The following is a 24337-nucleotide window of genomic DNA, read 5'->3' as shown; positions in this document are numbered from 1 at the left end:
ATGCCCTTCGGACGACGGCGCAACCGCATCGACCGCACACTGCGCGAGCGCGGCGTCCCGCCCGAGCCGCAGCACCGCGAGCGCGAGGTCGAGGAGACCAGCGGTCCCTACGACGAGTCCGACGTCCCCGACGACGGCACCCCCCGCGTCGACCTCGGCGCCCTGCGGCTGCCGGCACTGGCCGGCACCGAGCTGCGGGTGGACCTCAACCAGCAGCAGAAGGTCGTCGGTGCGACGCTGCGCTACGGCGACTCGGTGCTGCAGGTCTCGGCCTTCGCCGCGCCCCGCGCCACGGGCATCTGGGACGACGTCCGCACCGAGCTGGCGAGGAGCGCGTCGGGGCAGGGGGGGCGTCTGCAGGAGGCCGACGGTCCCTTCGGCCCGGAGCTCACCGGCACGGTCGTCGTGACGCCCCCGGCCCAGCCCGGCGGCCCCCCGCCCAAGCCGGTGCGCCGGGCCGCCCGGTTCCTCGGCGTCGACGGACCGCGCTGGTTCCTCCGCGGGATGATCAGCGGCCCGGCCGCCGAGTCCCCCGAGGCGGCCGCGGTGCTCGAGGACGTGTTCCGCCGGATCGTCGTCGTCCGGGGCACCCAGCCGATGCCGGTGCGTGAGCAGCTGCCGCTCACCCTGCCGCCGCAGGCCGCCGAGCAGCTCGCCCGCCAGCAGCAGGCGGTCCAGCAGCAGGGACGTCCGGCGACCCCGCCGGGGCCTCCGGCGTGACGCCCGCGGTCGTCCCCTACGGCTCACACCCCGACCAGTTCCTCGAGCTGACGCTGCCGGACGGGAAGGGGCCGGCGCCTGTCGCCGTCGTGCTGCACGGCGGGTTCTGGCGAGCGGCGTACGGCGTCGAGCTGGCCCGCCCGCTGGCCGCCGACCTCGCCGCCGGCGGGTACGCCGCGGTCGCCGTCGAGTACCGGCGGGTCGGCACCGGCGGCGGGTGGCCGGCCACCCTCGAGGACGTCGCCGCCGCCCTCGACGCGCTGCCCGACCTGGCCGACGCACACCGGCTGGACCTCGGCGCCCTGACCGTCATCGGCCACTCCGCCGGCGGGCACCTGGCCGCCTGGGCGGCCGGGCGGGGGCGGCTGCCGGCCGGCGCCCCGGGCGCCGCGCCGCGCGTGGGCGTCACCGCGGCGGTGCTGCAGGCCGGGGTCCTGGACCTGCGGCACGCCGCGCAGCAGCGCCTGGGTCTGCGGGAGGGGCTGGGCGCCGTCCGGGAGTTCCTCGGCGGGGAGCCGGGGGAGGTGCCCGACCGCTACACCGTCGCCGACCCGGTGCGGCTGCTGCCCACCGGCGCCGACGTCCTGTGCGTGCACGGCACCGACGACGACGTCGTCCCGCTCGAGCAGTCGCAGCGCTACGCCGCCGCAGCGGCGGACGCCGGCGACCGGGTGACGGTGCGCACCGTCCCGGGCGACCACCGCGTGCCCGTCGACGTGGCGGGGGAGGCGTGGGCCGTCGTCCGCGAGTGGCTGGGAGAACACACCGCCGGCCGCGGGACCGGCACTACTCTGGAACCGTGACACAGACCCGTCCCGGCGGCTGGCTCGCGCGCACGCTGCAGCGGCTGACCGCCGACGACTCCGCCATCGACGCGCAGGAGCTGCGCGAGGAGGCCGACCGCGCCGGCTGCGAGCAGGTCAGTGCCTGCCGGAAGGGCGCGGTGGTGACCGTGACCGGCCGGCTCAAGTCGGTGGTCTACACCCCGCGCGAGACGGTCCCGACCCTCGAGGCCGAGCTGTTCGACGGGTCCGGCTCGGTCACCCTCGTCTGGCTCGGCCGGCGACGGATCCCGGGCATCGAGCCCGGCCGGACGATGACCGCGCGAGGCCGCTTCGCCCAGTTCGACGGCCGCAAGGTGATCTACAACCCCTGGTACGAGCTGAGCGCGGGGTGATCCCGGCGGCCGACGACGACGGCCGGCGTGATCCGGGGGGAGCAGCACCACAGCAGGAGCACGGCACCACCTCCGACACCACCTCCGGCGACGCCGGGACCGGCGGGCGCGGGATGACGCTCGACCGGCACACGGTCCTCGAGCAGCTCGGCGGCTGGCGCGGCATGGTCGACGCCTCGCTGCCCACGCTGGCCTTCATCGTCGCCAACTCCATCGGCGGCCTGCGCACCGGCATCTGGGCGGCGATCGGCGCCGCCGTGCTCGTCCTGCTGTTCCGGCTGGTGCGCCGGGAGAGCCTCCAGCAGGCGTTCAGCGGCCTGTTCGGCGTCGCGGTGGCCGTGGCGATCGCGGCCGCCTCCGGGCAGGCCCGCAACTTCTACGTCCCGGGGATCATCCGCAACGCCGTCATCGGTGTGGTCCTGCTGGGGTCGGTGCCGCTGCGCTGGCCCCTGGTCGGCGTGCTCGCGGAGTTCCTCGCGCCCAGCCACATGGGGTCGATGGCCGCGCAGACGGTGCCCGGCCTGCGCGGGCGGGTCGACAGCGCGCGCGCCCGGCTGCACCCCCGACCCCCTGCGGAGCCCGTGTCCGGTGAGCGCCCGGCCGACCCGGAGCCCGAGCGGCACTGGCGCGACGACCCGCGGGTGGTGCGCGCCTACGGCTGGCTGACCGTCGTCTGGGCGCTGACGTTCTTGCTCCGGGTGGCCGTGCAGACGCCGCTCTACCTCGCCGACGAGGACGACCTGCTCGGCGTCGCCTCGCTGGTGCTCGGCCTGCCCGTGACCGCGGCCGCGCTGGCCCTGACGTTCTGGGTGATCTCGCGCCTGCACCGCCACCGCGTCGCCACGGAGGGCGACGCGCCCCGGACGCCGCCGCGAGGCCGCCCGGACGCCGGCTAGCGGACGATCTCGGGGGAGAGGACCTGCTGCAGCTGCTCCTCGACGTCGGCGTGCGTGATGAACAGCAGCTCGTCGCCGACCTCGAGCGGCTCGTCGGGGGTCGGCGTGATGACCCGGTCGCCGCGCAGCATCGCCGTCAGCACCGTCTCGCGGGGCAGCGGCACCTCACGCAGCGGCCGGCCGGCCCACGGGGTGTCCTCGGAGAGGGTGATCTCGACCAGGTTCGCCGCGCCCTTGCGGAAGCTCATCAACCGGACGACGTCGCCGACGGTCACCGCCTCCTCGACCAGCGCGGCGAGCACCCGCGGGGTGGAGACGGCGACGTCGACCCCCCACGCCTCGGTGTAGAGCCACTCGTTGCGCGGGTCCTTGACCCGGGCGACGACGCGGGCGACGGCGAACTCGGTCTTGGCCAGCAGCGAGACGACCAGGTTGGCCTTGTCGTCGCCGGTGGCCGCCACGACGACGTCGCAGGTGGCCAGCTGGGCCTCCTCGAGGGAGGAGACCTCGCACGCGTCGGCCTGCACCCACTCCGCGCCCGGCACCGAGCGGGTGCGGACCTTGCGGCCGTCCTTCTCGATGAGCATCACGGTGTGCCCGTTGTTGAGCAGCTCCCCGGCGATGGAGCGGCCGACCGCCCCGGCGCCCACGATGGCGACGCGCATCAGGCCCTGCCCCCCTCGTGGCGCTCGACCGTCTGGTGCACCCGGTCGGAGATCTCGTCGGTGGCCGCGACCACGAGCTGGTCACCGTCCTGCAGCACGGTGCCGGCGGTGGGCAGCTGCGCCTCGCCGAAGCGGACCAGCCACGCCGCCCGCGCACCGGAGGCGGCCTCGAGCTCGGCGAGCTTGCGGCCCACCCACCCATCGGTGACGGTCACGCGCATCAGCAGCACCCGGCCGGTGGGCTCGCGCCAGATCTCGCTGACCTTGACCGACAGCAGCTCGCGCAGCAGCCGGTTCACCGTCCACGGGACGGTGGCCACGCTCGGGATGCCCATGCGCTCGAACACCTCGGCGCGCTTGGAGTCGTAGATGCGGGCGACGACGTGCTGGACGCCGAAGGTCTCCCGGGCGACGCGCGCGCTGATGATGTTGGAGTTGTCACCGCTGCTGACCGCGGCGAACGCCCCGGCGGAGTCGATGCCGGCGTCGAGCAGCGTCTGCCGGTCGAAGCCCAGGCCGGTCACCTGCCGGCCGCCGAAGTCCGGCCCCAGCCGGCGGAAGGCCTCGGGGTCCTGGTCGATCACCGCGACGCTGTGGCCGATCTGCTCCAGCCGCCGCGCGATCGCGGAGCCGACGCGGCCGCAGCCCATGACGACCACGTGCACGTGTCGCTCCCGGATGCCTCGCGCGGGCGCCGTCCGCCCGCGGTCCAGGGCGCGAAGCTACACCCGGGTCCGGGGACCCCGGGGACGCGTGCCGGATCACCTGACCCCTCCGGGCGGCACCGTCGCGGCGGGCGGCACCGGGTGCCTCGGCGTCCGTACCATCGCCGCCGTGCCCAAGCTGTCCGACCTCGGACAACTCCCCAAACGGCTCGTGCTGGGCCGTCCGGTCCGCAGCGACCGCGTCGGGGAGTCCCTGCTCCCGAAGTCCCTGGCCCTGCCGATCTTCGCCAGCGACCCGCTCTCCTCCGTGGCCTACGCCACCCAGGAGATCCTGATCGTCCTGACGCTGGCCGGCACCGCCTTCCTCTTCCTCGCGCCGTGGCTGGCCGTCGTCGTCGTGCTGCTGCTGGCGACCGTCGTCCTCTCCTACCGGCAGGTCGTGCACGCCTACCCCTCGGGCGGCGGTGACTACGAGGTCGCGATGAAGAACCACGGGCAGTTCGCCGGCCTCACCGTCGCGAGCGCCCTGCTCGTCGACTACGTGCTCACCGTGGCGGTGTCGGTCTCGGCCGGCACCGACAACATCATCTCGGCGTTCCCCACGCTCAACGAGCACCGCGTGCTCATCGCCGTCGGTCTGGTCGCGGTGCTGGCGGCGGCCAACCTGCGCGGGGTGCGGGAGTCGGGCAAGACCTTCGCCGTCCCGACGTACCTGTTCGTCGCCGGGATCATGGTCATGATCGTCACCGGGCTGATCCGGGACTTCGTCACCGGCGACCCCGTCGTCGCCGAGAGCGCCGGCTGGTCCATCACCGCCGAGCCGGGGTACGACGACCTGGGCGGCCTGGCGCTGGTCTTCTTCGCCCTGCGCGCCTTCGCCTCCGGGTGCACCGCGCTGACCGGTGTCGAGGCGATCGCCAACGGCGTCCCGGCGTTCCGCCCGCCCAAGTCGAGGAACGCCGCGACGACGCTGGCGCTCATGGGCGGCATCGCGGCGACCATGTTCGCCGGCGTCACCGCGCTGGCCCTGATCGGCGGCGTCAAGTACGCCGAGAACACCTGCGACCTCGTCGGGTTCCCCGGCGACTGCGAGACCGACCCGCAGCGGACGGTGATCGCCCAGCTGGCCGCGGCGACCTTCGGCGGGGACACCTCGGTCGGGTTCTTCTACATCCAGGCGGCCACCGCCCTGGTGCTCGTCCTGGCCGCCAACACCGCCTTCAACGGCTTCCCGCTGCTGGGCTCGGTGCTCGCGCAGGACCGGTTCCTGCCCCGCCAGCTGCACACCCGCGGCGACAAGCTGGTCTACAGCAACGGCATCCTGCTGCTGGCCGGCTTCGCGGCGCTGCTGATCCTGGCCTTCGAGGCCGATCCCAACCGGCTGATCCAGATGTACATCGTCGGCGTCTTCACCAGCTTCTCGATCGGGCAGTGGGGCATGGTCCGGCACTGGAACCGCGAGATCCGGCTCTCCGACGACGCGGCCGCCAAGCGGGCGATGCGCCGCTCGCAGGTCATCAACACCGTCGGCGGCACGCTCACCACGGCGGTGCTGGCGATCATCGTGACCACCAAGTTCACCCGGGGCGCCTACCTGGTGATCCTGGTGATGCCGGTGCTGTTCCTGCTCATGAAGGCCATCAACCGGCACTACTCGCACGTGGCCGAGCAGCTCGTGCCCGACCAGGACGCGCGGCTGCTGCCCAGCAAGGTGCACGCGATCGTGCTGGTGTCGAAGGTGCACAAGCCGACGCTGCGCGCGCTGGCCTTCGCCCGCGCCACCCGGCCCGACGTGCTGACCGCGCTGACGGTCAACGTGGACGAGAGCGACACCCGGGGGCTGCAGGCCGACTGGGAGCGCTACGACATCCCGGTGCCGCTCACCGTGCTCGAGTCGCCGTACCGGGAGATCACCCGGCCGGTCGTCGACTTCGTCAAGGCGATCCGCCGGCAGAGCCCGCGTGAGCTGGTCATCGTGTTCGTGCCGCAGTACGTCGTCGGGCACTGGTGGGAGAACGTGCTGCACAACCAGAGCGCGCTGCGGCTGCGGGCCCGGCTGCAGTTCCAGCCCGGCGTCATGATCACCACGGTGCCGTGGCAGCTGGAGAGCTCGGTCGGCCGCGGCGAGGACGACCGCCGCGACGGCCCGATGCCGGGCGACCTGCGCCGCGGCCTCACCGAGGACCAGGTGGAGGCCACCCCGTATGGCTGAGCGGCGCCGTCCGCGTCCGCGCGGCGGGAGTGCGCCACGGCCGGACCGGGGCGGGGGCTGGACCGGCCGGGAGTTCGAGGTCGACGTCGGCCCGGTCGCGCACGGCGGGCACTGCGTCGCCCGCCACGAGGGCCGCGTGCTCTTCGTCCGCCACGCGCTGCCCGGGGAGCGGGTGCTGGTGCGGGTCACCGAGGACCGCCAGCCCGGCTACTGCCGCGCCGACGCCGTCGGGGTGCTCGAGGCCTCGCCCGACCGGGTCGAGCGGCCCTGCCCGTACAGCGGCCCCGGGAGGTGCGGCGGCTGCGACTGGCAGCACGTCTCCTGGGAGGGGCAGCGGCGCCTCAAGGCCGACGTCGTCCGCGAGCAGCTCACCCGGCTCGGCGGGGTGGCCGCCGGCGATCCGCTGCTGACCGGCCTCGAGGTCGAGCCGCTGGCCGGCGGTCCGCTGCGCTGGCGGTCGCGGGCCCGCTTCGCCGTCGACCGGACCGGTGCGCCGGGGCTGCGGCGGCACCGCTCGCACGACGTCGTCGTGCTGGACGACTGCCCGATCACGGTCGAGCCCGCGGCGCAGGCGGTGCTGGCGCGGCGCTGGCCGGGCGCCGGTGCGGTCGACGTCGCCGTCGACTCGGCCGGGACGGTGACCACCACCCGCCTGGACCGCCGCGGCGTGCCGACGTCGACCCGGGTCCTCCGGGCCGGCGACGACGTCCCCGCCGAGCCCGGCGGGCGGGCCGGGCGCCGCGCGGCCGGGCGGGACTGGGAGGTCGAGGGCACCGGCTTCTGGCAGGTGCACGGGTCGGCCGCCGACGCCCTGGTGTCCGCCGTCGCTGAGGCAGCCGGCGTGCGCCCCGGTGAGTCGGTGCTCGACCTCTACGCCGGGGCGGGCCTGTTCGGCGGCGCCCTGGCGCCGGCGGTGGGGGAGTCCGGCCGGGTGGTCTGCGTCGAGGCCGACGCCGAGGCGTGCGCCGCCGCGGAGGCCAACCTCGCCGGGCTGCCGCAGGCGGAGGTGTGGCAGGGCGAGGTGGACGCCGAGGGGCTCACCGGCCTGCTCGAGGAGCTCGGCGGTGACCCCGACGTCGTCGTGCTCGACCCGCCGCGCGCCGGCGCCGGGCCGGCGGTGAGCCGGGTGCTGGCCGCCACCGGGGCACGCGCCGTCGTCTACGTCGCCTGCGACCCGGCGTCGCTGGGCCGCGACGTCGCCGCGTTCACCGCGGCCGGCCACCGCCTGGCCGCGCTGCGCGCCTTCGACGCCTTCCCGATGACCGCCCACGTCGAGTGCGTGGCGCTGCTGGTGCCGGGCGCGGGGGAGTGAGGCGGGTCCTGCTCTGCCTCGCCCCCTGCCTCGCCCCCTGCCTCGCCCCCTGCCTCGCCGCGGCGGCGCTCGCCGGCTGCGCGAGCGGGGAGGGCGCCGCACCGGCCGCGACCGCCACCGCCACCGCCGCCACGACGAGTGCCCCGGCGTCGGACCGGGAGGCCGCCGACGGCGTCTTCGCCGACTTCGTCACCGACCAGGACCTCACCTCCCACGGCAGCGTCGAGGACCTCCTCGCCCTGGCGCTGGCGGTCTGCGACGCCTACGACCGGGGCGTGGCCGTCGCCGACGTCGTCGCCGCGCTGGAGGACAGCGGCTTCGCCGCCTACGAGGCCGGCCGGCTCGACGGTGCGGCCACGGCCACGTACTGCCCCGAGCACGAGGGCGTGGCGTCCGGGACCTGACCCCCGGGTGCCACCCGCGGGCCTCCCTCCGGACGTGGCCGGACCCGACACGTGCCCCGTGTGCGGCGAGCTGACGGCCCGCCGCGACAGCGGAGCGACCGACGACCGGCACGACGAGGTCGGCGACCCGCTGGTGTTCGTCGACCATCCATGGGCTCCGGAGCTGTGGGGGCGGGGGACCCGGGCCGAGCCGGCACCGTGCCCCGGATCGGGCCAGAACCGGTCCGGCCACCGGCGCCCGTAGCCGGCGGACGGCCGCGACCGGGACCGGTCCGCCGAGCGGCCCTCGCTACGGTGGGCAGGTGACCTCCTGGGAGTACGCCTCGGTCATCACGGCCAACGACGCCGAGTCGCAGCGCGCGGGGGTGAGCGTCAAGCTCCCCGGCGGGAAGCTGGAGCGGCAGCAGGGAGACACCAGCACGGTGCTCAACGGGCTCGGCGCCGAGGGCTGGGAACTGGTCAGCTACCACTCCAGCGGTGCCGGCACCTGGGGCTTCGAGCAGTTCTGGCTCAAGCGCCAGATCTCCTAGGCGGGCAGCACCCGGGGGTCACGACCGGGGAACGGCAGCGCACGCCGGGTCGAACACGCGTTCGACCTACGGCAGGATGCTCCCGTGGTCGCGAGCGTCCCCCCGGGCTGGCCGGAGCAGGTGCGGCCCGTGGGCGCTCCCGACTGGGAGCACACCGCGGTCGCCTGGCTCTTCGACCTCGTCCCGCCCGACTACCGTGCCCACCAGGTGCTGCGGCGCTATCCCGTGCTGCTCGCCCGGCTGGCCGGCGACCACGTCGCGGCCGGCCTCGAGGCGGCCCGCGCCGGGTGGCGCACGGTGCGCGTCGACCTGGCCGACCACCTGCCGCCGGACGCCATCGAGGCCGCCGTCGCCGCCTACGAGCGGGAGGGGGCCCGGCTGGCCGCGGCGGCGCGGGGTGTCGAGGTGGTCGCCGGGGCGCTGCGCGGCGAGGTCTGGGTCCCCCGGCTGTAGCGGCGGGAGGGCGGCACCCGGGGGCCCGGCCGTCGACCACGGGCCCCCGGGGCACGGCCCGGTCAGCCGAGCCGGTCGGCCTCCCGGAGCGCGACGGCCAGCGCGCCGAGCACCTCCGCGCGGGCCCCGAGCGAGCCGGGGACCACGGTGAGCTGCTCGGCCGCGGCGGGGATGGCGGACTGCCCGAGCGCCCGGCGAAGCGGGTCCACCAGCAGGTCGCCGGCGGTGCCCAGCTCGCCGCCGACGACGATGCGGTCGGGGTTGAGCACGTTGACCAGCCCGCCGAGGACCTGGCCCACCGACGTGCCGGCGTCGGCGATCAGCCGCCGGCAGGCCTGGTCGCCCTCCTGCGCGCCGGCGACCAGCGAGCGCAGGTCGGCCAGGTGCGGGGCGGCGGTCCGGATGGCCTGCAGCAGCGCGGTGCCCCCGGCCGTCAGCTCCAGGCAGCCGCGGTTGCCGCAGCGGCACAGCGCGCCGGCCGGGTCCAGGCTGACGTGGCCCATCTCGCCGGCGGTGCCGGAGACGCCGCGCAGCAGGTCGCCGTCGAGGACGATCGCGCCGCCGACGCCGGTGGCCATCTTCAGGTAGATGGTGGCGCGCGAGCCGCGGCCGGCGCCCCAGCGGACCTCCGCGACGGCGCCGAGGTTGGCGTCGTTCTCCACGATGACCGGGACGCCGAGCCGCTCCTGCAGGGCCGGCGCCGGGGTCCGCCCCGACCAGGTCGGCAGGATGTTCGAGCGCGCCACGGTGCCGCGGGAGCTGGCCGCCCGGCCGACGACCGGGGTGGGCAGGCCCACGACGGCGCCGACGACGTCCTCGGTGCAGGCCCCGACGCGCCGCAGTTCGGCGCGCACCTGGACGGCCACCGTGTCCAGGACCGCGTCGGAGTCGAGGTCGGCGACCTGCAGCGTGGTGGTCTCCTCGCCGACGATGTCGTGCGAGAGGTCGGCGACGGCGACCCGGACGTGCGTGCGCCCGATGTCGACCCCCACGACCACGCCGGCCCGCCGGGTGAGGTGCACCAGCCGGGCGGGGCGGCCACCGGTCTCGACCGCGCCCGTCGCCTCGGCCGGCGCGACCAGGCCGCGGTCGACGAGGTCGGACACGTACCCGGACACCGTGGCGCGGGACAGGCCGGTGCGCTCGACCAGCTGCGCCCGGGTCGAGGGGCCGCTCACCCGCAGCGCCTCGACCAGTCGCCGGGAGGGGCCCGAGACGTCGGGCAACCACGGCCGGCGGGGGTCCATGGCGGGCATCGTCGGAGCAGGCGGGTGTTCTGTCAATCACCGACGGAAGTGAACGGCTCCGCCCGGGTGTGCGGCCGATGCCGCGTCGGCCGGTGACGGAACGTCCCCTCGCGCACGCACCCCGTTCGCCCGGAGGCGGGAGTCGATACGCGACTACAGTTGACCGGCGGCCCTCGACGTGCCGTGCCCTGCCGCCGACAGAGAGGACACCGCCGCGCCGTGTCGCTCCTGCGCTCGCTCCGCGACCCCGCCGACCTGAGGGCGCTGCCCCCCGAGCAGCTGCCCGCGCTGGCCGCGGAGATCCGTGACGCGCTGGTCACCAGCGTCGCCCGCACCGGCGGCCACCTCGGCCCCAACCTCGGCACGGTCGAGATCACCATCGCGCTGCACCGGGTGTTCGAGTCCCCGCGCGAGCCGATCGTCTTCGACACCGGCCACCAGGCCTACGTGCACAAGATGCTCACCGGCCGCGTCGAGGGCTTCGAGCGGCTGCGCCAGCGCGGCGGGCTGTCGGGCTACCCGAGCCGCGCCGAGAGCGAGCACGACTGGGTCGAGAACAGCCACGCCTCGACCTCGCTGTCCTACGCCGACGGGCTGGCCAAGGCCTTCGCCGTCCGCGGCGAGCACCGCCCCGTCGTCGCCGTGATCGGCGACGGCGCGCTCACCGGCGGCATGGCCTGGGAGGCGCTGAACAACATCGCCGCGGCGAAGGACCGGCCGGTGGTCATCGTCGTCAACGACAACGGCCGCTCGTACTCCCCGACCATCGGCGGCGTCGCCGACGCCCTCGCCGGCCTGCGGCTGCGTCCGGGGTACGAGCAGGCGCTGCTGGCCATCCGCCAGACGCTGCACCGGGCGCCGGTCGTCGGCTCGGCCCTCTTCGACGCGCTGCACGCGATCAAGAAGGGCGTCAAGGACGTCCTCGCCCCGCAGGGCATGTTCGAGGACCTGGGCATGAAGTACGTCGGGCCGGTCGACGGGCACGACGTCGAGGTCATGGAGTCCGCGCTGCGGCGGGCCCGCTCGTTCGGCGGCCCGGTGATCGTGCACGCCGTCACCACCAAGGGCTTCGGCTACGCGCCGGCCGAGACCGACCAGGTCGACGCCTGGCACGCCACCGGCGTCTTCGACCCCGACAGCGGCGTCGGCCCCGCCGTCGCCCGCGACTGGACGACGGCCTTCTCCGACGAGCTGGTGCGCATCGGCAGCGAGCGCAGCGACGTCGTCGCCGTCACCGCGGCGATGCTGCACCCCACGGGCCTGGCCGCGTTCGCCGAGCGCTTCCCCGAGCGGACCTACGACGTCGGCATCGCCGAGCAGCACGCGCTCACCAGCGCGGCCGGCATGGCGATGGGCGGACTGCACCCCGTGGTCGCCGTCTACTCGACGTTCCTCAACCGGGCCTTCGACCAGCTGCTGATGGACGTCGCGCTGCACCGCCAGCCGGTCACCGTCGTCCTCGACCGGGCCGGGGTCACCGGCACCGACGGCGCCTCGCACAACGGCATGTGGGACATGTCGATCTGCTCGGTGGTGCCGGGGCTGCAACTGGCCGCGCCCCGCGACGAGCCGACGCTGCGCGAGGCGCTGCGCGAGGCGGTCGCGGTGACCGACGGGCCGACCGTCGTCCGCTTCCCCAAGGGCCCGCCGCCGGTCGACGTCCCGGCGCTGGAGCGGCGCGGCCCGGTCGACGTGCTGCGCCGCGGGGACCGGCGGGAGGTGCTGCTCGTCGCCGTCGGCTCGATGGTGCCGATGTGCCTGGCCGCCGCCGAGCGGGCCGCCGACCACGGCATCGACGTGACCGTCGTCGACCCGCGCTGGGTGTTCCCGGTGCCCGCCGAGCTCGTCGAGACGGCCGCCGCGCACCGGCTGGTCGTCACCGTCGAGGACGGGGGTCGGGCCGGCGGGGTCGGGACGATGCTGGCGCAGGCGCTGCAGGACCGCCAGCACGACGTCCCGGTGCGCGCGCTGGGCCTGCCGCAGGCCTTCCTCGAGCACGGCAGCCGCGGGCAGGTGCTGGCCGACTGCGGCCTGACCGAGCAGGACCTCGCCCGGCGGATCGCCGAGTGGACCGCGGTGCTCGCCGAGCGGGCCGAGCAGCAGACGTCGGCCGAGCGGGTGGACGGCGCCCAGCGATGAGCTGGGTGATCGCCGAGATCCAGGTCGCGCCCTCGCCGGCCGGGACGCCCGACGACCCGCACGCGTTCGTGGAGGCCGCCGTCCGGGTCCTCCAGGCCTCCGGGCTGCGCTCCGAGGTGGGCGCCCTGGGGACCACGCTGGAGGGCGACGCCGACGCGGTGTGGGCCACCCTGCGGTCCGCCCACGAGGCGATGCTCGCCGCCGGCGCGACCAGCGGCCTCTCGCACGTGAAGGTCGCCTCGGTCGACCGCACGATGGACAGCCTCACGCACAAGTTCCGGTAGACGGACGGCCCGGGCCCCCATGGGGGACCCGGGCCGTCTCGTTCGGTGTGCACCTCCGCGGACGTGCCTGAGCACATCCGCGGAGGTGTACGGCGTCAGGCGGGTAGCGAGGCCACGCCCTGCGGCAGGAACCGCGAGCCGGTGACCGCCTCGGAGACGCCGGTGCGGTCCAGGTGGGCGGAGATGCCGCCCAGCCAGAACGGCCAACCGGCGCCCAGCAGCATGCACAGGTCGATGTCCTGCACGGCCTGGACGACGCCCTCGTCGAGCATCAGCCGGATCTCCTGTGCCAGCGCCCGCTCCGCGCGGTCGCGGACCTCGTCCTCGGTCAGCGGGGAGTCGCCGGCGTCGATGCCCGCGAGCTCGGGGTCGACGACGCCCGGCTCGGAGTAGACGCTGGTCCTGCCCAGCTCGACCATCGTCCGCAACCCCCCACCGACGGCGAACCGGTCGGGGAAGGCCTCGTGCATCCGCTCGGCCACGTGCAGGGCGACCGGCGGGCCGACCAGCGTGAGCAGCTCGAACGGCGACATCGGCAGGCCCAGCGGGTCCAGCGCCCGGTCGGCCACGGCCACCGGCGTCCCCTGCTCCACGGCCGAGGTGACCTCGCCGAGGAAGCGGGTGAGCAGCCGGTTGACCACGAACGCGGGGGCGTCGGCGACCAGCACGCAGGACTTCCCCAGCGCCTTGCCGACGGCGAAGGCGGTGGCCAGCGCGGCGTCGTCGGTCTGCTCTGCGCGCACGACCTCCAGCAGCGGCAGGACCGCCACCGGGTTGAAGAAGTGCAGGCCGACGACCCGCTCGGGGTGCTCCAGCTCGGAGGCCATCTCGGTCACCGACAGCGCCGAGGTGTTGGTGGCCAGCACGCACTCGGGGGAGACGACGGCCTCCACCTCGGCGAACACCTGCTGCTTGACCGACATCTCCTCGAAGACCGCCTCGACGACGAGGTCGGCGTCGGCGAAGACGGCCTTGTCCAGCGCGCCGGTGACCAGGCCCCGGAGCCGGTTCAGCTGGTCGGGAGAGAGCCGGCCGCGGGCGGCCAGCTCGTCCAGCTCCCCGTGCACGTAGCCCACGCCCTTGTCCACGCGGGCCTGGTCGACGTCGGTCAGGACGACCGGCACCTCCAGCCGCCGCACGAACAGCAGCGCCAGCTGCGAGGCCATGAGCCCGGCGCCGACGACACCGACCTTGGTGACCTTGCGGGCGAGGCCCTTGTCCGGGGCGCCGGCCGGGCGCCTGGCCCGCTTGTTGACCAGGTCGAAGGAGTACAGGCCGGCCCGCAGCTCGTCGCTCATCAGCAGGTCGGTGAGTGCCTGGTCCTCGGCGGCGGTACCGGTGGTGAACGCCTCGCCGTCGACGCCGGCGCGGGCGAGGTCGAGCAGCTCCACGGCACGCAGCGCGCCGGGGGAGGCGTTGCGCGTGCGGGCCGCGACGATGCCGCGGGCCCGCTCGATCGCGGCGTCCCAGCCGGTGCGGTCCACCTCGGGGCGCGACACCTCCACGTCGCCGGTGAGGACCGCGGCGGCCCACTCCAGCGACCGCTCGAGGAAGTCGGCCGGCTCGAACAGCGCGTCGGCGATGCCGAGCTCCGCCGCCCGCGGGCCGGAGGTGACCTTGTTCTGCGCCAGGGCGTTCCCGACGACCACGGTGACCGCCGGGTCGATCCCGACCAGGTCCGGCAGCAGTTGCGTGCCGCCCCAGCCGGGCACCAGGCCGAGGAACACCTCGGGGAAGGCGACGACGGCGGTGCTCGAGATCGTGCGGTAGGAGCAGTGCAGCGCCAGCTCCAGGCCGCCGCCGAGCGCCGCGCCGTTGACGAACGCGAACGTCGGCACGGCCGAGTCCTTGAGCCGCCGGAACACCCGGTGGCCGGTCTCGGCGATCTCCCGCGCCGCCGCGGCGTCGGTCACCGACGGCACGCCGGACAGGTCGGCGCCCACGGCGAAGATGAACGGCTTGCCGGTCACCGCGACGGCCGCGGGGGCCGGGGTGTGCGCGGCGATCTCGTCCAACGCGGCGTCCAGCGACGCCAGCCCGCCGGGGCCGAAGGTGGACGGGCGGGTGTGGTCGTGCCCGTTGTCCAGCGTGACCAGGGCGATCTCGCCGGCCAGGCCGGGCACCCGCAGGTACCGCACCTTGGCGGCGGTCACGACCTCGTTCTCGAACGTGGCGCTCACGTGGTGGAGCCCTCCCAGTCGGTGTTCTCCCAGATGACGGTGGCGCCCATGCCGAGGCCCACGCACATGGCGGTCAGGCCGTAGCGGACGTCGGGCCGCTCGGCGAACTGCCGCGACAGCTGGGTCATGAGGCGGACGCCGGAGGAGGCCAGCGGATGGCCGACGGCGATGGCGCCGCCCCAGGGGTTGACCCGCTCGTCGTCGTCGGCGATGCCGAAGTGGTCGAGGAAGGCCAGCACCTGGACGGCGAAGGCCTCGTTGAGCTCGAACAGGCCGATGTCGGAGATCGACAGGCCGGTGCGGGCCAGTGCCCGCTCGGTGGAGGGCACCGGGCCCACGCCCATGACCTCGGGCTCGACGCCGGCGAAGCCGTAGCCGACCAGCCGCATGCCGGCGGTCAGGCCGAGCTCCTCGGCGGTCTCCTCGGCGGCCAGGATGCAGCCGGTGGCGCCGTCGTTGAGGCCCGCGGCGTTGCCGGCGGTCACGTGCCCGTGCGGGCGGAACGGCGTCTTCAGCGTGGCCAGGCCCTCGAGGGTGGTGCCCGGCCGCGGCGGCTCGTCGGCGGTGGCCAGACCCCAGCCGTGCTCGGCGCTGCGGGTGGAGACGGTCACCAGCTCCGGGCCGATCTGCCCGTTGGCGACGGCCTTGGCGTACTTCTGCTGGCTGGCCAGGGCGAAGGCGTCGGCCCGCTCCTTGGTCAGGTGCGGGAAGCGGTCGTGCAGGTTCTCGGCGGTGGAGCCCATGACCAGGGCCGAGCCGTCGACCAGCTTCTCGCTGAAGAACCGCGGGTTGGGGTCGGCGCCCTCGCCCATCGGGTGGCGGCCCATGTGCTCGACGCCGCCGGCGATGGCGACGTCGTAGGCGCCGAAGGCGATGCCCGAGGCGGTGGTGGTGACGGCGGTCATCGCGCCGGCGCACATGCGGTCGATCGCGTAGCCGGGGACGGACTTCGGCAGCCCGGCCAGCAGCGCGGCGGTGCGGCCGATGGTCAGCCCCTGGTCGCCGATCTGGGTGGTGGCGGCGATGGCGACCTCGTCGACCCGCCCGGCCGGCAGCGCCGGGTTGCGGCGCAGCAGCTCGCGGATCACGCGCACGACCAGGTCGTCGGCGCGCGTCTCGGCGTACATGCCCGTGGGGCCGGCCTTGCCGAAGGGAGTGCGCACGCCGTCGACGAAGACGACCTCGCGCAGCGAGCGCGGCCGCCGCTCTCCAGTTGACACTCAGACCTCCGCAGCAGTGGGAGCCGTCCTCCGGAGCCGGGGGCGGCAGGAGCGAAGTTACCCGTCGGTAACCCTTTGACCAAGCGCGACCCGACCCCTCGGGGGTGTCGGGGCGGTCCGCACGCACCCCGGAAGGGTCACGGTCCGGCAACGCCACCGACCCGGGCTTGCAACCCGTGTGATGGGGAGCGCATATTGGCCGCCGCACTTCTGCAGATTCCCGACGGAATGGTGGACCCATCCATGGCGCGACGGCGCACCACGATGACGGCCCTCGCGGCCTCCCTTGTCTTCAGCCTGGCCGCCTGTGGCGGCGACAGCGGTGGTGACACCGGCGGCGGCGGCGGTGGCGGCGGCGAGGGTGGCGGCGAGGCCGCCGGCAAGGTCGGCGTGATCCTCCCCGACACCGAGTCCTCGGTGCGGTGGGAGAACTTCGACCGCCCCTACCTCGAGGCGGCCTTCGAGGAGGCCGGGGTCGAGTACGACATCCAGAACGCCGAGGGCGACGCCCAGCGGCAGGCGACCATCGCCGAGCAGATGATCACCGAGGGCGCCACCGTGCTCGCGATCGTCAACCTCGACTCGGCCTCGGGTGCGCAGATCCAGGAGCAGGCGGCCAACGAGGGCGTCGCGACGATCGACTACGACCGGCTGACGCTGGGCGGCTCGGCGGAGTACTACGTCTCCTTCGACAACACCGAGGTCGGCCGGCTCCAGGGCCAGGGTCTGCAGCAGTGCCTGGAGGCCAACGGGGTCACCGAGGGGCCGATCGCCTTCCTCAACGGCTCGCCGGACGACAACAACGCGACGCTGTTCTCCTCGGGCGCCCACGAGGTGCTCGACCCGCTGACGCAGTACCCGCAGGTCGCCGAGCAGGCGGTCCCGGAGTGGGACAACCAGGAGGCGGCGACGATCTTCGAGCAGATGTACACCCAGGCCGGCGGCCAGATCGCCGGCGTCCTGGCCGCCAACGACGGTCTCGCCAACTCGGTGATCCAGATCCTCGGGCGCAACAACGCCGCCGGCCAGGCCAACGTGACCGGTCAGGACGCCAGCGTCGAGGGTCTGCAGAACATCCTCGCCGGCGACCAGTGCATGACGGTCTACAAGTCGGTCCGTGACGAGGCCAACGCGCTCGCCGAGCTGGCCGTCGCGCTGATCAACGGCGAGGAGGGCGAGACCACCGGCACGGTCGAGGACACCGAGGGCGGCCGTGAGGTCCCGTCGGTCCTGCTGACGCCGCAGGCCATCTTCCGCGACAACGTCGGTGACGTCGTCGAGGACGAGTTCGTCAGCGCCGAGGAGCTGTGCACCGGCGACTTCGCGGCCGCGTGCCAGGAGCTCGGGATCTCCTGACCCCTCCCTGCGGGGCGTCTCCTGACATGCTCGGGAGACGCCCCGCAGGCCTGTACCGAGAGAGGACCGCCATGACCGTTCCGCAGGCGGACGAGGGGACCCCCATCCTCGAGCTCCGCGGCGTCACCAAGAGCTTCGGCGCCATCCAGGTGCTCCACGGGGTCGACCTGAAGGTCTTCCCGGGTCAGGTCACCGCGCTGGTGGGTGACAACGGAGCCGGCAAGAGCACGCTGATCAAGGCCATCGCCGGGATCCACGCGATCGACGGCGGCCAGATCCTGTTCCAGGGGAACCCGGTGTCGGTCACCGGCCCGCGGGACTCCGCCGCCCTCGGCATCGAGGTCGTCTACCAGGACCTCGCGCTGGCCGACAACCTCGACGTCGTCCAGAACATGTTCCTCGGCCGCGAGCGCAAGCGCGGCATCCTGCTCGACGAGGCCTCCATGGAGGCCGCCGCCCGCGACACCCTCGCCAAGCTCTCGGTCCGCACCCTCAAGTCGGTCCGCCAGCTGGTGTCGAGCCTGTCGGGTGGTCAGCGGCAGACCGTGGCCATCGCCAAGGCCGTGCTGTGGGAGTCCAAGGTCGTCATCCTCGACGAGCCGACCGCGGCCCTCGGCGTCGCGCAGACCCGCCAGGTGCTCGACCTGGTGCGCCGGCTGGCCGACACCGGCCACGCCGTCCTGTTCATCACCCACAACATGGTCGACGTCTTCGAGGTGTCCGACCGGGTGGCGGCGCTCTACCTGGGCCGGATGGCGGCCGACGTGCCCATCTCGCAGGTCGACCGCCCCCAGGTCATCGAGCTCATCACGGCGGGGCGGTCGGGCACCCTCGGCATCGCGCCCGCCGAAGCCGCAGCGGTGGAGGTCTGACCCATGTCCAGCACGATGTCCGCCCCGACGAGCGCCCAGGAGCCCGGCGGCGCCCCGTCGGGCTTCGAGGCCGACCGCACCGCGGGGTCCCTCGGCGAGACGGCCCGGGCCTACGTCGACCGCGTCCGGGGCGGTGACCTGGGGGCGCTGCCGGCCATCCTGGGCATCGTCGCCCTCGGCCTGCTGTTCTTCGCGCTGCGCCCCGAGACGTTCCTGACGCCGCGCAACATGGCCAACCTGGCCGACCAGGCGGCGCCGATCATCATCCTGGCGATGGGGCTGGTCTTCATCCTGCTCCTGGGCGAGATCGACCTGTCCGCAGGTGTGGTCAGCGGCGTCTGCGCCGCGGTCATGGCCAAGCTGCTCGCCGACGCCGGCGCGCCGTGGTACGTCTCGGTGGCGGCGGCCATCCTCACCGGCGTGGTGATCGGCCTGTTCACCGGCAGCCTCGTCGGGATGGTCGGCATCCCGTCGTTCGTCGTCACACTCGCGCTCTTCCTGGGCTGGCAGGGCTTCACGCTGCGGCTGATCGGCGAGGGCGGCACGGTGCCGGTGCGCGACCCGGTGATCTCGGCGATCAGCGACAAGAACGTGCCGGTCGCCCTCGGCTGGGTCCTCGCCCTGGTGGTCATCGCCGTGTACGCCGCGGTGCAGCTCAACCGGTTCCGCGTCCTGCGCGGCCGGGGGCTCGCGCACTCGCCCCTCGCCGTGGTGCTCGTGCGGATCGGCGTGATCGCGGCGGTCGTCGTCCTGGTCACGGCGGTGCTGAGCGTCGACCGGGCCCCGGCCGTCGGTGTGGTGCTCGCCGGGATCCCGTACGCCATCCCGCTCGTGGTCCTGCTGCTCCTGCTCCTGACGTTCGTGCTCGGCCGCACCAGCTTCGGCCGGCACGTCTACGCGGTCGGCGGCAACGCCGAGGCGGCCCGGCGGGCCGGCATCAACGTCACCAGGATCAGGGTGGCCGTGTTCGTCATCGGCTCGACCCTGGCGGCGATCAGCGGCATCGTCGCGGCCGCCCGGCTCGGGTCGGTGGCGCCGGGGTCCGGCGGCGGCAACACGCTGCTCTACGCCGTCGGTGCCGCGGTCATCGGTGGTACCAGCCTCTTCGGCGGCCGGGGACGGGTGCGCGACGCCGTCCTGGGTGGCCTGGTGGTGGCGATCATCGCCAACGGGCTGGGCCTGCTGGGCACCGAGGCGTACCTGAACTTCATCATCACCGGTGGAGTGCTGCTGCTGGCCGCCAGCGTCGACGCGCTGGCCCGGCGGCGGGCGGCTGCGACGGGGCACTAGCACCGCATCCCGCCAGGAAGGGGCGGTCCCGGCTCGTGCCGGGGCCGCCCCTTCCCGTGTGGCCGTGCGGCCCCGGCGCAGGGTCCCGCCGCGAGCGTGCGAGGGGTGGGGGCGCCGGGGTCCTCGCTCAGGCGCGGGCGAGGGCCTCGGCGAGGAGGTCGCGGGTCAGCTCGACCTGCCACTCGCGGGCGCCGCCGGCGCGCAGGGCCGCGGCGACGGTCCCCGCGTCGCGCGGCTCGGGCGGGGTCCACATCAGCCGGCGGACCAGGTCGGGGGACAGCAGGTTCTCCACCGGCACGCCGTGCTGCTCCGAGAGCGCGGCCAGTCCCGTGCGGGCGGCCTGGAGGCGCTTGGCCGCGGCGGGGTCGCGGTCGGCCCAGCGGTTGACCGGCGGCGGCCCGTCGCCCGAGCGGCTGTGTGGCGGCAGCTCGGCCTCCGGCAGCGCCCGGCCGCGGGCCAACGCGCCGAACCACGTGCCCACCAGCCGCCGGTTGGCCCGGCCGCGGAACACCGGCAGCTCCAGCAGCGCGGCCTCGGTCTGCGGATCGGCCTGGACGGCCGACACCATCGCCGCGTCGGGCAGCACCCGGCCGGGGGCGACGTCGCGCCGGCGGGCGAGGTCGTCCCGCGCCTGCCACAGGGAGCGGAGCATCCCGAGCTGGCGCCGGTTGCGCAGCCCGTGCACCCCGGAGGTGCGCCGCCAGGGGTCCTGCCGGGGCGGCGGCGTGCCCGCGGCGAGCACCGCGGCGAACTCCTGGCGCGCCCACGCGGTCTTGCCCTGCTCGTCCAGCAGCGCCGCCAGCGCGTCGCGCAGGTCGACGAGCACCTCGACGTCGAGGGCGGCGTAGACCAGCCACTCGTCGGGCAGCGGCCGGGTGCTCCAGTCGGCGGCGGAGTGGCCCTTGACCAGGGAGTAGCCCAGCAGCGACTCGACGACGGCGGCCAGGCCCACCCGCGGCAGCCCGGCCAGGCGCGCGGCCAGCTCGGTGTCGAAGATGCGCTCCGGCACCATGCCGATCTCGGCGAGGCAGGGCAGGTCCTGGCTGGCCGCGTGCAGCACCCACTCGGCGTCGGCGATCGCGTCCTTCACGACCGACAGGTCGCCGAGCGGGATGGGGTCGACCAGTCCGGTGCCGGCACCGGCGCGGCGCAGCTGCACGAGGTAGGCGCGCTGGCCGTAGCGGTACCCGGAGGCGCGCTCGGCGTCGACGGCGACGGGGCCGCTGCCGGCGCGGAGCGCGTCGGCGTAGCCGGTGAGCGCCTCGGGGGTGTCGATGACCGGCGGCAGGCCGTCGCGCGGGGCCAGCAGCGGGATCGCTTCGGGAGCGTCCGGCTCGAGGTCGTCGTCCCGGGCGTCGGCGGGCAGGGGCTCGGTGCTCAGTTGCCGTCCACCTTCTCGCCCGTCCCGTCCGTGCGCCCCTCGGCTCCCGGGTGCGCGAGCGGAGCGGCGCGGGACCCGGGGGAGTGCGTCTGCGTGTCCCCCCGATCGTAGAGACCGCGTGGGGCGCGCGTCCCTCCCGGGGGCAGTGCCCGGAGCAGCAGTGCTCGGCTCAGGGCGGCTCGGGTGCGGTGCCGGCCGGGCCGAGCAGGGCGACCCCCGGCGGCGGGAGCCCGGCGGCGTTGGCCAGGACCTCCAGCCAGGCGTCGAGGTGGCGGCCGAGGGCGGTGTCCTCGGCGGTCCAGGACGCGCGGATCTCGACGTCGACGGAGTGCTCCGGGCCGGCGAGGTCGCCGAAGCGGGTGGAGGCGGTGCGGGTGACGGTGCCGCCGAGCGCGTGCCAGGCCGCGCCGCAGTCGCCGAGGGCGTCGGTCAGCCAGCTCCATGCGACCTCGGAGAACATCGCGTCGTCGACCATGTGCTCGTCGGTGCTCGCCGACAGGTACCCGACGCAGCGGGTGGTCCCGTCCCAGGCCTCGTGACCGGCGGGGTCGTGCAGGACGATGAACCGGGCGACGGCGAGCTCGACCTCGTCGTCGCCCTCGCCCTCGGGGACCCGTGCGGCCAGCGCGTGCGCGAAGGGCGCCAGGCGTTGCGGCGCGGGGATCCCCTCGACGACGATCTCGGTGCGGGGCCGCACCGCGGCCAGGGACTCCAGGGCGGCGACGAAGTCGGCCGGCCGGTCGTCCCCGGGTCCGCCGGAGCCCGCGCGCGTACCGGCCCCGTCCCGGGTCCCGGCCAGGCTGCGTGGCTCCACGCTCGCAGGGTAGGGGCCGGGAGCCCGGTCTGTCTCGGACGCGCCGCTGCTCAGGGGTCTGGGAGGATGGGCCGTCGTGAGCACCGCACCCGCCGTTCCGCCGTCCCCCGCCGACTCGGACCTCGTGCGGGCCGCGCGCGGCCTCCCGGTGGAGCGGACCCCGGTGTGGTTCATGCGGCAGGCCGGACGGTCGCTGCCGGAGTACCGGGCGCTACGCGCCGGCACCGCGATGCTCGAGGCCTGCCAGGACCCCGACCTGGTCACCGAGATCACGCTGCAGCCGGTCCGCCGGCACGGTGTGGACGCCGCGATCCTCTTCTCCGACATCGTGCTGCCGCTGGTCGTGGCCGGGGTCGACGTCGAGATCAAGCCCGGTGTCGGCCCGGTGGTGGCGGACCCGGTGCGCACGGTCGCCGACGTCGACGCGCTGCCCGACCTCGAGCCCGAGCGGCTGGAGTTCCTCGCGACGGCGGTCCGCCGGCTGGTGGCCGAGCTCGGTCCCACGCCGCTCATCGGCTTCGCCGGGGCGCCGTTCACGCTGGCGACCTACCTGATCGAGGGCGGCCCGTCCAAGGAGCACGCCCGCACCAAGGCCTTCATGTACGCCGAGCCGGAGGCCTGGTCCCGGCTGCTGACCCGGCTGGCGGTCTCGGCGGCGACCTTCCTGCGCGTGCAGATCGACAACGGCGCCTCGGCGGTGCAGCTGTTCGACTCCTGGGCCGGCGTGCTCTCGGCCGTCGACTACGGCACCCGGGTGCTGCCGCACTCGCGGGCGGTCTTCGACGGGCTCGGCGACCGGGACGTCCCGCGCGTGCACTTCGGCGTCGGCACCGGCGAGCTGCTCGCGCTGATCGGCGACGCCGGGGCCGACGTGGTGGGCGTCGACTGGCGGGTGCCGCTGGACGAGGCGGCCCGCCGGGTGGGGCCGCAGCGGTCGCTGCAGGGCAACCTCGACCCCGCCGTCCTGCTGGCCGACCGGGAGACCGTCGACCGCGAGGTCCGCCGCGTCGTCGAGCAGGGCCGCGCCGCCCGCGGGCACGTGTTCAACCTCGGCCACGGCGTGCTGCCGGACACCGACCCGGGGGCGCTCACCCACGTCGTGGAGCTGGTGCACGAGCTCTCGGCGCGATGACCCGCGTCGTCGTCGTCGGTGCCGGCATCGCCGGCCTGACCGCCGCGTTCGAGTGGTCCCGGTGCCGGCCCGGCGACGAGGTCGTCGTCGTGGAGGCCGGCGGGCGGATCGGCGGCAAGATCGACCGGGTCGACCTGGCCGGCACCTGGTACGACACCGGGCCCGAGGCGGTGCTGGCCCGCGTGCCCGAGGCGGTGGAGCTGGTCGGGGAGCTCGGTCTCGGGGACCGGCTGGTGGCACCCCGGACGACGCAGGCCTCGATCGTGCTGCCCGACGGCCGGCACCGGCTGCCGCCGGGGACCGTGCAGGGGGTGCCGACGTCGGCCGACGGGCTGGCCGGGGTGCTCACTCCCGACGGCGTCGCGCGGGTGCGCGCCGAGGCCGACCTCCCGCCGCTGCGCCTGGACGGCGACGTCTCGGTCGGCGCGCTGCTGCGTGCGCGGCTCGGCGACGAGGTGGTCGACCGGCTGGTGGAGCCGCTGCTCGGCGGCGTCTACGCCGGCCGGCCCGACGACCTCTCGCTGGCCGCCACCATGCCCGCGCTGGCCGCGCAGCTCGCCCGCGCCGACTCGGTCCTCGCGGCCGCCGTCGCCGCGCGCGACGCCGGGGCGCGCAGCCGCGGCGACGCCGACGGGCCGGTGTTCGTGACGGTGGACGGCGGGCTGGGCTCGCTGCCGCCGGCGCTGGTGGAGGCGTCGGGGGCGCAGGTGCGGCTGCGCACGCCGGCGCACGCGATCCGCCGGGCGCACGGGCGGCTGGAGGTCGCGGTGGGGCCGACCGCCGCACCCGAGGTGCTGGAGGCCGACGCCGTGGTCCTCACCGCGCCGGCCGGCAAGTCCGCGCGGCTGCTGGCCGGGGTGGCGCCGGACGCCGGGGAGCCGCTGCGCGGCATCCCGTACGCGTCGATGGCGGTCGTCGCGATGGCCTTCCCCGCCCAGCCGGTCGACGCCGGGTCGGGGCTGCTGGTCCCGCCGGTGACCGGGCGGCTGGTCAAGGGCGTCACGGTGTCGTCGTCGAAGTGGCCGCACCTGTCCGGCGGCGGGGCGCTGCGGGTGCGCGCATCGGTGGGGCGCTACGGCGACGAGTCCCAGCTGCAGCGCGACGACGACGACCTGACCGCCGCGGTGGTCGCCGACGTCGCCGACCTGCTCGGCCTCGAGCGCCGCGAGCCGCTGGAGGCGCACCTGGTGCGCTGGGGCGGCGGGCTGCCGCAGTACCTGGTCGGCCATCCGCAGCGGGTGGTCGCGATCCGGGACGCCGTGGCCGGGGTGCCGGGACTGGCGGTGGCGGGCGCGGCCTACGACGGCGTCGGCGTGCCGGCCTGCATCCGGGGCGCCCGGCGCGCGGTCGAGGCGCTGGTCTGAGGTCCGGGCGCGGCCTGACAGGCT

Annotated in this window: 23 protein-coding genes; 16 read left to right on the top strand and 7 right to left on the bottom strand. The window is 75.3% G+C overall.

Going from position 1 to position 24337, the window contains the following annotated elements; translation table 11 throughout:
- From HLV61_RS04630 to HLV61_RS04615, 4 genes are read left to right on the top strand one after another with little or no spacing between them, the layout of a single operon-like run.
- Positions 1-720, top strand: a complete 720-nt coding sequence (locus tag HLV61_RS04630) for a DUF3710 domain-containing protein (RefSeq protein ID WP_369253215.1) — start codon at positions 1-3, stop codon at positions 718-720.
- Positions 717-1523, top strand: coding sequence for an alpha/beta hydrolase family protein (locus HLV61_RS04625; protein ID WP_369253214.1), 807 nt, complete (start codon positions 717-719; stop codon positions 1521-1523). The genes HLV61_RS04630 and HLV61_RS04625 overlap by 4 nt, the downstream gene beginning before the upstream one ends.
- Entirely contained in the window at positions 1520-1897 is a 378-nt protein-coding gene (locus HLV61_RS04620; protein ID WP_163475775.1) for an OB-fold nucleic acid binding domain-containing protein, read from the top strand. The genes HLV61_RS04625 and HLV61_RS04620 overlap by 4 nt, the downstream gene beginning before the upstream one ends.
- Complete coding sequence (locus HLV61_RS04615; RefSeq protein WP_369253213.1) at positions 1894-2793, top strand: DUF3159 domain-containing protein; 900 nt, start codon at positions 1894-1896, stop codon at positions 2791-2793. Before HLV61_RS04620 ends, HLV61_RS04615 begins: the two co-directional genes overlap by 4 nt.
- Here HLV61_RS04615 and HLV61_RS04610 read toward each other — a convergent pair.
- Both HLV61_RS04610 and HLV61_RS04605 read right to left on the bottom strand, forming a co-directional pair.
- Positions 2790-3458, bottom strand: a complete 669-nt coding sequence (locus HLV61_RS04610) for a potassium channel family protein (protein WP_369253212.1) — start codon at positions 3456-3458, stop codon at positions 2790-2792. The two genes, HLV61_RS04615 and HLV61_RS04610, sit on opposite strands and share 4 nt — an antisense overlap.
- Positions 3458-4123: a potassium channel family protein gene (locus HLV61_RS04605; RefSeq protein ID WP_369253211.1), complete on the bottom strand. Its 666-nt coding sequence runs from the start codon at positions 4121-4123 to the stop codon at positions 3458-3460. The genes HLV61_RS04610 and HLV61_RS04605 overlap by 1 nt, the downstream gene beginning before the upstream one ends.
- A 169-nt stretch (positions 4124-4292) precedes the next feature.
- Here HLV61_RS04605 and HLV61_RS04600 point away from each other — a divergent pair, with 169 nt between their 5' ends.
- The 5 genes from HLV61_RS04600 (at position 4293) to HLV61_RS04580 (ending at position 9034) form a co-directional block, all read left to right on the top strand.
- On the top strand, positions 4293-6335 hold the full coding sequence (locus tag HLV61_RS04600; protein ID WP_369253210.1) for an APC family permease: 2043 nt from the start codon (positions 4293-4295) through the stop codon (positions 6333-6335).
- On the top strand, positions 6328-7647 hold the full coding sequence (locus HLV61_RS04595; RefSeq protein ID WP_369253209.1) for a class I SAM-dependent RNA methyltransferase: 1320 nt from the start codon (positions 6328-6330) through the stop codon (positions 7645-7647). The genes HLV61_RS04600 and HLV61_RS04595 overlap by 8 nt, the downstream gene beginning before the upstream one ends.
- Positions 7644-8051: a DUF732 domain-containing protein gene (locus HLV61_RS04590; protein WP_369253208.1), complete on the top strand. Its 408-nt coding sequence runs from the start codon at positions 7644-7646 to the stop codon at positions 8049-8051. Before HLV61_RS04595 ends, HLV61_RS04590 begins: the two co-directional genes overlap by 4 nt.
- Positions 8052-8353: 302 nt before the next feature.
- Positions 8354-8581: a DUF4177 domain-containing protein gene (locus HLV61_RS04585; protein WP_369253207.1), complete on the top strand. Its 228-nt coding sequence runs from the start codon at positions 8354-8356 to the stop codon at positions 8579-8581.
- 84 nt (positions 8582-8665) lie between these two features.
- Positions 8666-9034 carry a hypothetical protein gene (locus HLV61_RS04580; protein ID WP_369253206.1) on the top strand — a complete coding sequence of 123 codons (369 nt, stop codon included), beginning with the start codon at positions 8666-8668 and terminating at the stop codon, positions 9032-9034.
- Positions 9035-9096: 62 nt separating this feature from the next.
- Here HLV61_RS04580 and HLV61_RS04575 read toward each other — a convergent pair whose 3' ends face one another.
- Positions 9097-10281, bottom strand: coding sequence for an ROK family transcriptional regulator (locus HLV61_RS04575; RefSeq protein ID WP_369253205.1), 1185 nt, complete (start codon positions 10279-10281; stop codon positions 9097-9099).
- Positions 10282-10500: 219 nt separating this feature from the next.
- On the opposite strand from HLV61_RS04575, the gene dxs reads away from it, so the two are divergent.
- Both dxs and HLV61_RS04565 read left to right on the top strand, forming a co-directional pair.
- Positions 10501-12420, top strand: coding sequence for a 1-deoxy-D-xylulose-5-phosphate synthase (gene dxs, locus HLV61_RS04570; RefSeq protein ID WP_369253204.1), 1920 nt, complete (start codon positions 10501-10503; stop codon positions 12418-12420).
- Positions 12417-12704 carry a thiamine-binding protein gene (locus HLV61_RS04565; protein ID WP_369253203.1) on the top strand — a complete coding sequence of 96 codons (288 nt, stop codon included), beginning with the start codon at positions 12417-12419 and terminating at the stop codon, positions 12702-12704. Before dxs ends, HLV61_RS04565 begins: the two co-directional genes overlap by 4 nt.
- A 95-nt stretch (positions 12705-12799) precedes the next feature.
- Here the strand turns inward: HLV61_RS04565 and HLV61_RS04560 are convergent, their stop codons facing one another.
- The gene (locus tag HLV61_RS04560; RefSeq protein ID WP_369253202.1) at positions 12800-14884 is read right to left on the bottom strand and encodes a 3-hydroxyacyl-CoA dehydrogenase NAD-binding domain-containing protein; all 2085 of its coding nucleotides are present in this window, start codon (positions 14882-14884) and stop codon (positions 12800-12802) included.
- Positions 14881-16104, bottom strand: a complete 1224-nt coding sequence (locus tag HLV61_RS04555; protein WP_369253201.1) for a thiolase family protein — start codon at positions 16102-16104, stop codon at positions 14881-14883. The genes HLV61_RS04560 and HLV61_RS04555 overlap by 4 nt, the downstream gene beginning before the upstream one ends.
- A 243-nt stretch (positions 16105-16347) precedes the next feature.
- On the opposite strand from HLV61_RS04555, the gene HLV61_RS04550 reads away from it, so the two are divergent.
- The 3 genes from HLV61_RS04550 (at position 16348) to HLV61_RS04540 (ending at position 19622) form a co-directional block, all read left to right on the top strand.
- Positions 16348-17460 (top strand): sugar ABC transporter substrate-binding protein, encoded by a 1113-nt coding sequence (locus tag HLV61_RS04550; protein WP_369253200.1) that lies wholly within the window; start codon positions 16348-16350, stop codon positions 17458-17460.
- Positions 17461-17531: 71 nt separating this feature from the next.
- On the top strand, positions 17532-18332 hold the full coding sequence (locus HLV61_RS04545; protein WP_369253199.1) for an ATP-binding cassette domain-containing protein: 801 nt from the start codon (positions 17532-17534) through the stop codon (positions 18330-18332).
- 3 nt (positions 18333-18335) lie between these two features.
- Positions 18336-19622: a sugar ABC transporter permease gene (locus tag HLV61_RS04540; RefSeq protein ID WP_369253198.1), complete on the top strand. Its 1287-nt coding sequence runs from the start codon at positions 18336-18338 to the stop codon at positions 19620-19622.
- A 127-nt stretch (positions 19623-19749) separates the two neighbouring features.
- On the opposite strand, the gene HLV61_RS04535 is transcribed toward HLV61_RS04540, so the two are convergent.
- Complete coding sequence (locus HLV61_RS04535) at positions 19750-20988, bottom strand: ribonuclease D (protein WP_369253392.1); 1239 nt, start codon at positions 20986-20988, stop codon at positions 19750-19752.
- Positions 20989-21172: 184 nt separating this feature from the next.
- The gene (locus HLV61_RS04530; protein WP_369253197.1) at positions 21173-21817 is read right to left on the bottom strand and encodes a DUF3000 domain-containing protein; all 645 of its coding nucleotides are present in this window, start codon (positions 21815-21817) and stop codon (positions 21173-21175) included.
- Between the two features lie 76 nt (positions 21818-21893).
- Here HLV61_RS04530 and hemE point away from each other — a divergent pair, with 76 nt between their 5' ends.
- Both hemE and hemG read left to right on the top strand, forming a co-directional pair.
- A complete protein-coding gene (gene hemE / locus HLV61_RS04525; protein WP_369253196.1) occupies positions 21894-22949 on the top strand; it encodes a uroporphyrinogen decarboxylase in 1056 nt (351 codons plus the stop codon).
- Positions 22946-24313, top strand: coding sequence for a protoporphyrinogen oxidase (hemG, locus tag HLV61_RS04520; RefSeq protein WP_369253195.1), 1368 nt, complete (start codon positions 22946-22948; stop codon positions 24311-24313). The genes hemE and hemG overlap by 4 nt, the downstream gene beginning before the upstream one ends.
- Positions 24314-24337 lie beyond the last annotated feature (24 nt).

Origin of the sequence: Geodermatophilus amargosae, from assembly GCF_041028265.1 — a bacterium.
Classification (GTDB): domain Bacteria; phylum Actinomycetota; class Actinomycetes; order Mycobacteriales; family Geodermatophilaceae; genus Geodermatophilus; species Geodermatophilus amargosae_A.
Note: the sequence above shows the minus strand (reverse complement) of the source record. Positions and strands in the feature narration are given on the sequence as shown.

Coding starts and splice junctions, on each gene's coding strand:
- HLV61_RS04630 (WP_369253215.1), top strand. CDS start 1: ATGCCCTTCGGACGACGGCGCAACCGCATCGACCGCACACTGCGCGAG.
- HLV61_RS04610 (WP_369253212.1), bottom strand. CDS start 3,458: ATGCGCGTCGCCATCGTGGGCGCCGGGGCGGTCGGCCGCTCCATCGCC.
- HLV61_RS04595 (WP_369253209.1), top strand. CDS start 6,328: ATGGCTGAGCGGCGCCGTCCGCGTCCGCGCGGCGGGAGTGCGCCACGG.
- HLV61_RS04575 (WP_369253205.1), bottom strand. CDS start 10,281: ATGGACCCCCGCCGGCCGTGGTTGCCCGACGTCTCGGGCCCCTCCCGG.
- HLV61_RS04565 (WP_369253203.1), top strand. CDS start 12,417: ATGAGCTGGGTGATCGCCGAGATCCAGGTCGCGCCCTCGCCGGCCGGG.
- HLV61_RS04550 (WP_369253200.1), top strand. CDS start 16,348: ATGGCGCGACGGCGCACCACGATGACGGCCCTCGCGGCCTCCCTTGTC.
- HLV61_RS04545 (WP_369253199.1), top strand. CDS start 17,532: ATGACCGTTCCGCAGGCGGACGAGGGGACCCCCATCCTCGAGCTCCGC.
- HLV61_RS04540 (WP_369253198.1), top strand. CDS start 18,336: ATGTCCAGCACGATGTCCGCCCCGACGAGCGCCCAGGAGCCCGGCGGC.
- hemG (WP_369253195.1), top strand. CDS start 22,946: ATGACCCGCGTCGTCGTCGTCGGTGCCGGCATCGCCGGCCTGACCGCC.